Genomic DNA, 10,910 nt, shown 5'->3' with positions numbered 1-10,910 from the left:
GTCGCGAGTTCCGCACGCAAAGGAAAGCACTTAATGTGCTTTCCGTCTTGCGCAGGACTGTAGAGCAGCAAACTTAAACAGCGGGCCGCCCGGACCGGGAATCCGCCCCCGCGCACAGAAGGGGATTCCTTTTGTGTAGGCTTTGCGGAAATATGCTCATTTTGGGATACGCCCGGCGGCGTGGTCTGTTGACGGCACAGCTAACGCCACGTATCCTATCGAACTGCGTGTTTCGTAGGGGGATGCTGACCCCTCGATTCAAGCCGTTGCACTTTACAGAAAGCTGGAATCATTCGAGAAGGAGTACGCTTTGCCTACTATTAACCAGCTGGTTCGCCAGGGCCGTCGTTCCGTGCCCAAGAAGTCCAAGAACGCTGCTCTGCAGCACAACTCCCAGAAGCGCGGCGTGTGCACCCGCGTCTTCACCACGAGCCCCAAGAAGCCGAACTCGGCTCTTCGTAAGGTTGCCCGTGTTCGCCTCGTCAACGGCATCGAAGTTACTGCTTACATCCCGGGTGAGGGCCACAACCTGCAGGAGCACTCCATCGTGCTCGTCCGCGGCGGTCGTGTCCGTGACCTCCCTGGTGTCCGTTATCACGTCATCCGTGGCGCCTACGACGCTGCTCCGGTCCAGAACCGTATGCAGGCCCGTTCCAAGTACGGTGCTAAGCGCCCCAAGGCTAAATAAGCCAGATAACGTTTTGATACTTTCGCCGTGTGCCGCCTAAGGGCCGCACGGTAGACACTTAAGGAGATTTCACATGCCGCGTCGTGCAGCAGCTAATCGTCGTGAGGTTCAGCCTGACGCCGTTTACAACAACCGCCTGGTGACTCAGCTCATCAACAAGGTCCTTCTTGACGGCAAGAAGGCCACCGCTGAGCGCATCGTTTATACCGCTTTCGAGATCGTTGCCGAGAAGTCCGAGGGTGGCGACGCTCTCGCTACCTTCAAGAAGGCTATGGACAACGTCAAGCCCACGCTCGAGGTTAAGCCCAAGCGTGTCGGTGGCGCTACCTATCAGGTCCCGATGGAGGTCAACTCCCGTCGTTCCACCGCTCTGGGCATCCGCTGGATCGTCAACTTCTCCCGCGCTCGCAAGGAGAAGACCATGGCCGAGCGTCTCGCCAACGAGATCCTCGACGCTTCCAACGGCCTGGGCGCTTCCGTCAAGAAGCGTGAGGACGTCTTCAAGATGGCCGAGGCCAACCGCGCGTTCTCTCACTATCGTTGGTAAGTTAAGGTAAGGAACTAACATGGCTAAGCCTAAGTACAAGCTTTCCGATACCCGTAACATCGGCATCATGGCTCACATCGATGCCGGTAAGACCACCACGACCGAGCGTATTCTTTACTACACCGGTAAGACCCACAAGATCGGTGAGGTCCATGAGGGCGCTGCCACCATGGACTGGATGGTTCAGGAGCAGGAGCGCGGCGTAACCATCACCTCCGCTGCTACCACCTGCTTCTGGAACAAGGACGGTAAGGACTACCGCATCCAGATCATCGACACCCCGGGCCACGTTGACTTCACCGCCGAGGTCGAGCGCTGCCTGCGCGTCCTCGATGGCGCTGTCGCCGTCTTCGACGCTGTTGCCGGCGTTCAGCCCCAGTCTGAGACCGTTTGGCGTCAGGCTTCTACCTTCAACGTCCCCCGCATCGCCTTCATCAACAAGTATGACCGCGTGGGCGCCGACTTCTTCAACGCTATCGAGACCATGAAGGATCGTCTCGACGCCAACGCCGTGGCCGCTCAGGTCCCGATGGGCGCCGAGGACAACTTCTGGGGCGTCATCGACCTGGTCACCATGACTGCATGGGACTTCAAGGCCGACGAGAAGGGTATGACCTACCCCGAGCCGATGGACGAGATCCCGGCTGAGTTTGCCGACATCGCTGCCACCAAGCGCGAGGAGCTCCTCGACGCTGCTGCCAGCTTTGACGACGAGCTCATGGAGAAGATCCTCATGGAGGAGGACTTCACCGTCGAGGAGCTCAAGGCTGCTCTGCGCAAGGGTGTTCTGGCCAACGAGCTCAACCTCGTCTTCGTGGGCTCCGCCTACAAGAACAAGGGCGTTCAGGAGCTGCTCGACGCTGTCGTCGACTACCTGCCCAGCCCGCTCGACGTCGAGGCCGTCACCGGTACCGATCCGGACACCGGCGAGGAGATTCAGCGTCATCCTTCCTTCGACGAGCCCTTCTCCGGCCTGGTCTTTAAGATCATGACCGACCCGTTCGTCGGTAAGCTCACCTATGTCCGCGTTTACTCCGGCCGCGCTGAGTCCGGCTCCTACGTGGTCAACGCTTCCAACGGTCAGCGCGAGCGTCTCGGCCGCATCCTCGAGATGAACGCCGCCGAGCGTATCGACCGTGACGACGCTGCCGCCGGCGACATCGTCGCTTGCGTCGGCTTCAAGAACTCCACCACCGGTGACACCCTGTGCGCCGAGGGCAAGGAGATCGTCCTCGAGAAGATCGAGTTCGCTAAGCCCGTTATCGACGTTGCCATCGAGCCCAAGACCAAGGCCGAGCAGGACAAGATGTCCCTGGCTCTGACCAAGCTCGCCGAGGAGGACCCGACCTTCCAGGTGTCCACCAACCACGAGACCGGCCAGACCATCATCGCCGGCATGGGCGAGCTGCACCTCGAGATCATCGTCGACCGTCTGCTCCGCGAGTTCAAGGTTGACGCTAACGTTGGTAAGCCCCAGGTTGCCTACCGCGAGACCGCTGGTCACGACGTCGAGAAGGCTGAGGGCAAGTTCGTCCGCCAGTCCGGCGGTCGCGGTCAGTACGGCCACGCCGTCATCAAGCTCGAGAAGATGGAGGAGGGCTTCGGCTACGAGTTCGTCAACGCTATCGTCGGCGGCGTCGTGCCCAAGGAGTACATCCCGTCCATCGACAAGGGCATCCAGGAGGCCCTGAACACCGGTGTTATCGCCGGCTTCCCGGTCCTCGACGTTAAGGTCACCCTGTTCGACGGTTCTTACCACGAGGTCGACTCCTCCGAGGCCGCCTTCAAGATCGCCGGTTCCATGGCTATCAAGGACGCCCTCAAGAAGTCCGATCCGCAGCTGCTCGAGCCGATCATGGCTGTCGAGGTCGAGACCCCCGAGCAGTACATGGGCGACGTTATGGGCAACCTCTCCGGTCGCCGCGGCAAGATCGAGGGTATGGAGGATCGCAAGAACAGCAAGCTCATCCGTGCCAAGGTGCCGCTGGGCGAGATGTTCGGTTACGCTACCGACCTTCGCTCCCAGACCCAGGGCCGTGCATCCTACACGATGCAGTTCGACTCTTATGAGCCCGCGCCCAAGTCCATCGTGGACGAGGTCATGAGCAAGAACGCCTAAGTTCGAGCTCCCTGTTACGTAATCCTGCGAGAACATCTCTCGCACTCTTTGGAGGTTTAAGTTGGCTACCCAGAAGATCCGCATTCGCCTCAAGGGCTATGATCACGAGGTCGTCGATCAGTCCGCGAAGCTCATCGTCGAGACCGCTCAGAAGACCGGCGCTCGCGTTTCCGGTCCTGTCCCCCTGCCCACCGAGCGCAACCTGTACACGGTTATCCGCTCGCCGCACGTGAACAAGGACTCCCGTGAGCAGTTCGAGATGCGCACCCACAAGCGCCTCATCGACATCCTCGACCCCACCTCGGGCACCGTTGATTCGCTCATGCGTCTCGACCTCCCCGCTGGCGTCGACATCGACATCAAGCTCTAAGCGATATCGCTCATAGCTTAAAGGGCCCCGCTGCCGTTACGGTAGCGGGGCCCTTTTGTTTTGAGTTTAGATTTTGGGATAGCGAATTCGTCTGCCGAGCCGGCGGCTGCGGCGCCCTATTCGCTCAGGGGGCGCAAGGATGCTTCTTCGAAGTGGAAGACGCACAAGCCGCTCTCGGTCTCAATGCATGCGCGGCCGCAATCGTCGACCGTTCTAAATATGCCTCGTGCCAGCTCGTCTCCAGCGGGGGAGCGGGCGATAACGTGCTCCCCGATCCAATTGAGGTGAGCGACATATTCGCCGTGGACGGGCGCGAGCGGTCCGGTGTTTTCTTCCATGGAGTTGAGGCGTTCTGTCCAGGCATCTACAGCGTCTATAACGGCGTGATAGACCTCATCGAGGAGCATGTCGACGGCAGGAACGTTTTCGTTAAGGTCCGAGAGACCGATTGCTGGCAGGCCGCCATCGGGAACCTCCGCGGGCACATAGTTCACGTTAACGCCGATGCCACAGACCGCAAAAGGGTTGCCTTCGTTATCGCGTGCGGCCTCGACCAGAATGCCGCCGAGTTTGCGTCCACGCGCGACCAGGTCGTTGGGCCATTTGAGGCCAATCTCGTTTGCAAGACCCTGTTTTTCGAGTGCCTCGAGCACCGCTAGGCCGCTGACGGCGGCAAGACCAGAGAACTTTGCAGGATTAACGCATGGGCGCAGGACAATCGAAAGCAATAGGTTGCCGGCGGTTGAATCCCACTTGTGGCCGCGCCGGCCGCGTCCTGCCGTCTGAGCCCGGGCGGCAAGTCCTGTGCCGTGCGGCGCACCCTGTTTTCCTGCCTCGAGCAGGTCATCGTTGGTCGATCCGGTTACGTCGGCAATCGTTAATTGGGCATCCATAGCGGCTGCTACCTCCTTATTGAATAAGTGAATGATGCAATGGTGTCGAGAGATAGACACAATGTGAAGCCTTTGTCGCATTTGGACAATATAATGTTAACACGTCAACAAAGACTGAAATGCGTTATCCTCTCTTGGTCGATGTAAACACGTCAACAACTCAAAGGAGGTTAGTGATGGGTTTCACGATTCTGGGAACAGGCTCGGCGCTTCCTAAGCGCAGTGTTTCCAATGACGAACTGTCTGAGTTCCTCGATACCTCGGATGAGTGGATTTTTACCCGCACAGGCATCAAGAGCCGCCGCGTCTGCACCACCGAGTCACTCGACGACCTTGCCGTAGCGGCGAGCGAGCAGGCACTCCAGGTGTCCGGAATCGACGCGAGCAAGCTGGATCTAATCGTCTGCTCGACGACAACGGGTGACCATCTTGTTCCCGCCGAGGCGTGTGCCGTAGCCGAGCGTCTGGGCGCGACGTGTCCTGCCTTCGATGTCTCGGCGGCCTGCGCCGGCTTCGTATTTGCGCTCGATGTCGCCGAGGGCTATATCGCCCGAGGACGAGCCGAGCATGCGCTTGTCGTTGCGGCCGAGCAGATGACGCGCGCGCTTGACTGGACAGACCGCGCCACCTGCGTGCTCTTTGGCGATGGGGCAGGCGCCGCTGTGATAGAGGCTGGGGGAGACAACCCCCTTGCCGTTGAGCTTTCGACGGCGCCCGACGTCGTGACGTTGCGCGTTCCCGGTCTGGTCGGTACGTCGCCGTTTAAGGCCTCCGCAGATAGCGCGAGTGTGCTGTCCATGAATGGCCGCCGCGTGTTCAAGTTCGGCGTCAACGCCATCTGCGACACGGTCCATAAGCTTGCGATCGATGCGGGCATTTCGGTCGAAGACATCGATCATTTTGTATTCCATCAGGCTAACGAACGAATCCTGAGCCAGGCGGTCAAGCGCCTGGGCGTGCCGGACGAGCGCGTGGTTCGCACGTTGCGCGAGACCGGCAACATTTCGAGCGCATGCATTCCGCTTGCCCTCGACCGGCTGGCAAACGCCGGTGCACTTCACACAGGCGACACCATCGCCTTGGTTGGATTTGGCGCCGGTCTGGATATAGGTGGCTATCTGCTTCGTTGGAAGTAGTCGCACATAGGAAATAAAAACGCCCTAGGGCACAACCAAAGGAGAACTACCATGGCAGATCAGAAGACCTTCGAGCGCGTTTGCGACGTTATCCGCGAGACCGCTGGTCTTGACGACGTTGAGATGAAGCCCGAGTCCACGCTCGAGGAGATTGGTCTCGACAGCCTGGGCACCGTCGAGATCCTCGTCGCCGTCGAGGACGAGTTTGGCATCCAGCTCGATACCGAGGAGAACCCCAAGACGGTCGGCGAGTTCGCCGATACGGTCGAGGCGGCATTGGAGAAGTAGAGATGCTCAAGACTCCTCTCTGCGATCTGCTCGGCATCGAAAAGCCCGTGTTCCAGGGCGGTATGGCCTGGATTGCCGATGCCTCGCTGGCGTCCGCAGTATCCGAGGCGGGTGGCTTAGGCATCATTGCGGCCATGAACGCCGACGCCAACTGGCTGCGCGACCAGATTCACGAGCTGCGCGCCAGGACGGATAAGCCCTTTGGCGTCAACGTCATGCTCATGAGCCCGTTCGCCGACGAGGTTGCACAGGTTGTGATTGACGAGCGAGTGCCGGTCGTCGTGACGGGCGCCGGCAATCCCGCCAAGTACATGAAGGCGTGGAACGAGGCGGGCATCAAGGTCATCCCGGTCGTTGCCTCGGTGGCGCTGGCGCGCCTCGTGGCACGTCGTGGAGCCACGGCGGTTGTTGCCGAGGGTACCGAATCGGGCGGCCATATTGGCGAGACCTCGACGATGGCACTGGTGCCGCAGGTCGTCGATGCGGTTGACATTCCCGTCGTGGCCGCCGGCGGTATTGCCGACGGCCGCGGCGTGGCGGCCGCCTTTATGCTGGGCGCCGAAGGCGTGCAAGTGGGTACGCGCTTTCTGGTCGCAGACGAGTGCACCGTCTCGGAGCAGTACAAAGAGATGGTCCTGAAGGCCAACGACACTTCAACGCGTGCGACCGGTCGCTCGACGGGACATCCAGTGCGCGCCCTCAAGAGCCCCTTCACCAACGCCTATGCCAAGAGCGAGGGTTCCGGCGCGAGTGCCGAGGAGCTCGGTGCTATGGGAACCGGTGCGCTGCGTAAGGCCGCCAAGGACGGCAACTACGAAGAGGGTTCGTTTTTGTGTGGACAGATTGCCGGCATGGTTAGCGAGCGCCAGAGCGCACGCGAAATCGTTGACGATCTGGTCGATGGCGCCGAGCGCGTCCTGAAGGGTGCGTCCGCATGGGTAGCGTAGCGTTTCTGTTTGCCGGCCAGGGTGCCCAACACCCCGCGATGGGCGTCGACCTGATCGAGACATCGCCGGCGGCCGCCGAGGTGTTCACCATTGCCGACGAGGTGCGCCCGGGGACGAGCGAGCAGTGCCGGAGCGCCTCCAAGGAGGAGCTCTCGCAGACCGAGAACACGCAGCCTTGCGTGTTCGTGCACGACTTGGCTGTCGCCGTCGCCCTGCGCGAGCGCGGCGTGGTGCCTGCCGCCTGTGCGGGATTCTCGCTGGGCGAGGTCGCTGCACTCAGCTTTGCGGGGGCATTCGATACGCGAGCGGGTTTTGAGCTCGTGTGTGAGCGCGCGGCATTGATGGCCACGGCGGCCGAGCGTCACCCTGGCGGCATGCGCGCCGTCATCAAACTTGATGCTGCGCAAGTCGAGAACCTGGCTGCGCAGGCCGGCGAGGACTGCTGGCCGGTCAACTACAACAGTCCCCAGCAGACGGTTGTGGCCGGAGCGCCCGATGCGCTGCAGACCCTCGACGTCCTAGTAAAAGAGGCTGGCGGCCGCGCCATGAAGGTCGCGGTGTCGGGTGCATTTCATAGCCCCTATATGGCCGAGGCGACCTGTGGCCTTGCCGCATATATTGAGGCCGGTCACGCGCCGTCCCCGTTGCTCATTCCTGTTTTGGCAAATATGACAGCGGCGCCCTATCCGGCGGACCCCCAGACGGCATCGGATGTCTTGGCCAATCAGGTGAGCAATGCCGTGCGCTGGGTCGATACGCTGCATGCTCTGCAGGATCAAGGCATCGACACATTTATTGAGGTCGGCCCCGGCAAAACGCTGTCTGGCCTGATCAAGCGTACGTTGAGCGACGTTCGTGTGTATTCGTGCGAGACGGCCGAGCAGGTCGCAGCTATTGCCGACGAGCTCGCATAGTCCACAGGGCTGTAACCCGAAAGGAATGACATGGGCAACTTGAACAATGGCGCGCTCGAGCGCAACGACTCACGTCGCGTGGCACTGGTCACGGGCGGCTCGCGGGGTATCGGCCGCGCCTGCGCTATCGGTCTGGCGGAGGATGGCTACGATATCGCCGTCGTCTATGCCGGCAGCGTCGATGCGGCGCGCGAGACGTGCGACGCCTGCGAGGCGGCTGGCGCCACGGCGCGCTCATATCAATGTGACGTGGCCGACCCCGCTGCCGTCAACGCGTGCGTGGAAGCGGTCCTCAACGACTTTGGCTCCATTTGGGCACTCGTCAACAACGCTGGCATCACCCGCGATGGCCTGCTCATGCGCATGGGCGATGACGCCTTCGATCGCGTGCTCGATGTCAATCTTAAAGGAACGTTTAACACGACGCGTGCGCTCACCAAGACCTTTATGCGCCAGCGCGGCGGCTGCGTCGTCAACATGAGCTCGGTTGTGGGCCTGATGGGCAATGCCGGGCAGGCCAACTACGCTGCCTCCAAGGCGGGCGTGATCGGCCTGACCAAGGCGGTGGCGCGCGAGCTTGCGCCCCGCGGTGTACGAGTGAACGCGGTCGCCCCCGGGTTTGTCGAGACAGATATGACGGCAAAGCTCTCGGAGAAGGTGTGTACGGTAACCGAGGAGCAGATTCCCCTTAAGCGTATGGCGCGCCCCGAGGAAGTGGCCGGCGTGGTGCGCTTTTTGGCGAGCGATGCGGCTGCCTACATTACGGGCGAGGTCGTGCGCGTCGACGGCGGAATGGCGATGTAGAAACCAGGGCCGAAGAACGGCTTGGATGAGGAGACCATGATGGAACAGAGAGTTGCAATCACCGGCATAGGTGCCGTATCGCCGCTCGGCAACACCGCGCTTGCCACCTGGGCGGCAATGTGCGCTGGCACGTGCGGCATCGGCCCGATTACGCACTTCGATACCGATGCGTTTGCCGTCAAGGTAGCGGCCGAGGTCAAGGGCTTTGACGGCAACGAGTACTTTGGCAAGCGTGATGCAAAGCATCTGGACCCCTGCGTTCAGTTTGCGATGGCGGCTTCGGACGAGGCCATGCGCGATGCGGGCTTTGATGTCGAAGGCGCCATCGATCGAGAGCGCCTGGGCGTCTACGTGGGCTCGGGCGTGGGCGGCATGACGACGCTCGTCGACAACGTCCATACGATTGCCGAACGTGGGCCCCGCCGCGCATCGCCCTATATGATCGCGATGATGATCCCCAACATGGCATCGGGCAATATCGCAATCCGCCACAAGGCAAAGGGCCCGACCCTGCCCGTGGTGACCGCGTGCGCAACCTCGGCCCATGCGGTGGGCGAGGCGTTCCGCGCCATCAAGCACGGCTATGCCGACGCGATCCTCGCGGGCGGCGCCGAGGCTGCAATTATCCCCGATGCCGTTGCGGGCTTTACGTCCTGCCGTGCATTGACCACCAACCCCGATCCCGCGACGGCCTGCCGTCCGTTCGATGCAGACCGCGACGGCTTTGTGATGGGCGAGGGCGCCTGCGTGCTCGTGCTCGAGAGCATGGAACATGCGCAGGCGCGCGGTGCGCACATTTATGCCGAGGTCGTGGGCTACGGCAACACCGATGATGCCTATCACATCACGAGTCCTGATCCCGAGGCTGCCGGCATTGCCCGCGCGATATCGCTGGCGGTGACCGAGGGCGACGTCAGGCCTTCCGAGGGTCTCTACATCAATGCTCACGGCACATCGACCAAGCTCAACGATTCGTCCGAGACGGCGGGCATTAAGCGTGCGCTCGGCGAGGACGCGGCGCGCGCCGCGCACGTCTCGTCGACTAAGTCGATGACCGGCCACATGATCGGTGCCACGGGCGCCATCGAGGTCATGGCCTGCGCCATGGCGCTCGAGCAGGGCGTGGTGCCGCCGACCATTAACTACCGCACGCCCGATCCCGCCTGCGATCTTGACTACACGCCCAATCGCGCAGTTCGCGCCGACCTTACCTGGGCGCTTTCGACCAACCTAGGCTTTGGCGGGCACAACGCCGCCATCGCGCTGCGTAGATATACGAGGAGCTAGAGCATGGATTCCAAAAGACTTGCCGAGATAGCCGATGTTATGGAGGACCGCGGCCTCACGCGCGTGCGCGTTGAGGAGCCCGATGGCACCGCGGTCGAACTCGAGCGCGCGAGCGCCGCACGGCCGGTTGCCGTGCCCATGCCCATGCCGAGCGCTATGGCCGCTCCAGTTGCAGCTCCCACAGTCGCGCCTGCCGCACCGGAGCCCGCCGCGCAGACACCTGCCGCCGCACCGGAGCCCAAGGGCACCGAGGTGACCGCTCCCATGGTCGGCGTTTTCTATGCTGCCCCGGCGCCGGGCGACGAGCCGTTTGTGCACGTGGGCTCTAAGGTCAAGGCCGGCGAGACCCTCTGCATTATCGAGGCCATGAAGGTTCTCAACGAGGTGACGGCCGAGGCAGACGGCGAGGTGCTCGAGATCTGCGTGGCCGACGGCGACCTCGTGGAGTTTGGCAGCTGCCTCATGAGGATCGGATAGGTGATATCCATGAACAAAGAAGAGCTCAAGAAGCTGTTACCGCATCGCGAGCCGATGCTTTTGCTCGACGAAGCCGAGCTGGTGGGCGACGAGGCCCACGGCAAGATCACGATTACGGGCGACGAATACTTTTTGCAGGGGCATTTTCCGGGAAACCCGGTGGTCCCCGGCGTGATCCAGTGCGAGATGCTCGCCCAAAACTGCTGCGTGTTGCTGATGGGCGATGAGGAGGCGCGCGGCGCGACGCCGTTCTACACGAGTCTGGACAAGGTGCGCTTTAAGCGTCCGGTGCGCCCGGGCGATACGGTGGATCTGGTGTGCTCCATCACGCGTGCGCGCGGGCCGTTCCGCTTTGCGACGGGTACTGCAAGCGTCAACGGTGAGGTCTGTTGCCGCGCCGACATGTCTTTTGCACTCATGCACGAAAGTTAAGGAAGGCT

General features: G+C 61.8%; 13 protein-coding genes. 12 read left to right on the top strand and 1 reads right to left on the bottom strand.

What is annotated here, in order from left to right; genetic code table 11:
* Positions 1-310: 310 nt before the first annotated feature.
* The 4 genes from rpsL (at position 311) to rpsJ (ending at position 3,724) form a co-directional block, all read left to right on the top strand.
* The gene (rpsL, locus tag I4W07_RS00935) at positions 311-688 is read left to right on the top strand and encodes a 30S ribosomal protein S12 (RefSeq protein WP_006235012.1); all 378 of its coding nucleotides are present in this window, start codon (positions 311-313) and stop codon (positions 686-688) included.
* Between the two features lie 73 nt (positions 689-761).
* The gene (gene rpsG / locus I4W07_RS00930) at positions 762-1,235 is read left to right on the top strand and encodes a 30S ribosomal protein S7 (protein ID WP_006235013.1); all 474 of its coding nucleotides are present in this window, start codon (positions 762-764) and stop codon (positions 1,233-1,235) included.
* 19 nt (positions 1,236-1,254) lie between these two features.
* Complete coding sequence (gene fusA, locus I4W07_RS00925) at positions 1,255-3,354, top strand: elongation factor G (protein ID WP_022094183.1); 2,100 nt, start codon at positions 1,255-1,257, stop codon at positions 3,352-3,354.
* Positions 3,355-3,415: 61 nt separating this feature from the next.
* Positions 3,416-3,724 (top strand): 30S ribosomal protein S10, encoded by a 309-nt coding sequence (gene rpsJ / locus I4W07_RS00920; RefSeq protein WP_022094184.1) that lies wholly within the window; start codon positions 3,416-3,418, stop codon positions 3,722-3,724.
* A 116-nt stretch (positions 3,725-3,840) separates the two neighbouring features.
* Here the strand turns inward: rpsJ and I4W07_RS00915 are convergent, their stop codons facing one another.
* A complete protein-coding gene (locus I4W07_RS00915) occupies positions 3,841-4,617 on the bottom strand; it encodes a biotin--[acetyl-CoA-carboxylase] ligase (RefSeq protein WP_196025297.1) in 777 nt (258 codons plus the stop codon).
* A 176-nt stretch (positions 4,618-4,793) separates the two neighbouring features.
* On the opposite strand from I4W07_RS00915, the gene I4W07_RS00910 reads away from it, so the two are divergent.
* Genes I4W07_RS00910 through fabZ form a run of 8 tightly spaced genes read left to right on the top strand, consistent with a single transcriptional unit; the run spans position 4,794 to position 10,902 of the window.
* Positions 4,794-5,753: a 3-oxoacyl-ACP synthase III family protein gene (locus tag I4W07_RS00910; RefSeq protein ID WP_196025296.1), complete on the top strand. Its 960-nt coding sequence runs from the start codon at positions 4,794-4,796 to the stop codon at positions 5,751-5,753.
* 51 nt (positions 5,754-5,804) lie between these two features.
* Positions 5,805-6,041 (top strand): acyl carrier protein, encoded by a 237-nt coding sequence (locus tag I4W07_RS00905; protein WP_006235019.1) that lies wholly within the window; start codon positions 5,805-5,807, stop codon positions 6,039-6,041.
* A 2-nt stretch (positions 6,042-6,043) separates the two neighbouring features.
* The gene (fabK, locus tag I4W07_RS00900; RefSeq protein WP_195520903.1) at positions 6,044-6,988 is read left to right on the top strand and encodes an enoyl-[acyl-carrier-protein] reductase FabK; all 945 of its coding nucleotides are present in this window, start codon (positions 6,044-6,046) and stop codon (positions 6,986-6,988) included.
* The gene (locus I4W07_RS00895) at positions 6,976-7,902 is read left to right on the top strand and encodes an ACP S-malonyltransferase (protein ID WP_195520902.1); all 927 of its coding nucleotides are present in this window, start codon (positions 6,976-6,978) and stop codon (positions 7,900-7,902) included. The genes fabK and I4W07_RS00895 overlap by 13 nt, the downstream gene beginning before the upstream one ends.
* A gap of 30 nt (positions 7,903-7,932) precedes the next feature.
* Complete coding sequence (gene fabG / locus I4W07_RS00890; protein ID WP_196025295.1) at positions 7,933-8,706, top strand: 3-oxoacyl-[acyl-carrier-protein] reductase; 774 nt, start codon at positions 7,933-7,935, stop codon at positions 8,704-8,706.
* Positions 8,707-8,745: 39 nt separating this feature from the next.
* Complete coding sequence (gene fabF, locus I4W07_RS00885) at positions 8,746-9,993, top strand: beta-ketoacyl-ACP synthase II (protein WP_196025294.1); 1,248 nt, start codon at positions 8,746-8,748, stop codon at positions 9,991-9,993.
* 3 nt (positions 9,994-9,996) lie between these two features.
* Positions 9,997-10,470, top strand: a complete 474-nt coding sequence (accB, locus tag I4W07_RS00880) for an acetyl-CoA carboxylase biotin carboxyl carrier protein (RefSeq protein ID WP_196025293.1) — start codon at positions 9,997-9,999, stop codon at positions 10,468-10,470.
* Between the two features lie 9 nt (positions 10,471-10,479).
* Positions 10,480-10,902 (top strand): 3-hydroxyacyl-ACP dehydratase FabZ, encoded by a 423-nt coding sequence (fabZ, locus tag I4W07_RS00875; RefSeq protein ID WP_099432064.1) that lies wholly within the window; start codon positions 10,480-10,482, stop codon positions 10,900-10,902.
* The last annotated feature ends 8 nt before the right edge of the window (positions 10,903-10,910 follow it).

This window comes from Collinsella aerofaciens, assembly GCF_015670745.1.
Classification (GTDB): domain Bacteria; phylum Actinomycetota; class Coriobacteriia; order Coriobacteriales; family Coriobacteriaceae; genus Collinsella; species Collinsella aerofaciens_T.
This window is presented reverse-complemented; position numbering and strand designations above follow the sequence as displayed.

What these genes read in the sequence shown, in the direction of transcription:
- fusA (WP_022094183.1), top strand. Translation starts at nt 1,255, where the DNA reads ATGGCTAAGCCTAAGTACAAGCTTTCCGATACCCGTAACATCGGCATC.
- fabZ (WP_099432064.1), top strand. Translation starts at nt 10,480, where the DNA reads ATGAACAAAGAAGAGCTCAAGAAGCTGTTACCGCATCGCGAGCCGATG.
- accB (WP_196025293.1), top strand. Translation starts at nt 9,997, where the DNA reads ATGGATTCCAAAAGACTTGCCGAGATAGCCGATGTTATGGAGGACCGC.
- I4W07_RS00910 (WP_196025296.1), top strand. Translation starts at nt 4,794, where the DNA reads ATGGGTTTCACGATTCTGGGAACAGGCTCGGCGCTTCCTAAGCGCAGT.
- fabF (WP_196025294.1), top strand. Translation starts at nt 8,746, where the DNA reads ATGGAACAGAGAGTTGCAATCACCGGCATAGGTGCCGTATCGCCGCTC.
- fabG (WP_196025295.1), top strand. Translation starts at nt 7,933, where the DNA reads ATGGGCAACTTGAACAATGGCGCGCTCGAGCGCAACGACTCACGTCGC.
- rpsG (WP_006235013.1), top strand. Translation starts at nt 762, where the DNA reads ATGCCGCGTCGTGCAGCAGCTAATCGTCGTGAGGTTCAGCCTGACGCC.
- I4W07_RS00915 (WP_196025297.1), bottom strand. Translation starts at nt 4,617, where the DNA reads ATGGATGCCCAATTAACGATTGCCGACGTAACCGGATCGACCAACGAT.
- fabK (WP_195520903.1), top strand. Translation starts at nt 6,044, where the DNA reads ATGCTCAAGACTCCTCTCTGCGATCTGCTCGGCATCGAAAAGCCCGTG.
- I4W07_RS00895 (WP_195520902.1), top strand. Translation starts at nt 6,976, where the DNA reads ATGGGTAGCGTAGCGTTTCTGTTTGCCGGCCAGGGTGCCCAACACCCC.
- I4W07_RS00905 (WP_006235019.1), top strand. Translation starts at nt 5,805, where the DNA reads ATGGCAGATCAGAAGACCTTCGAGCGCGTTTGCGACGTTATCCGCGAG.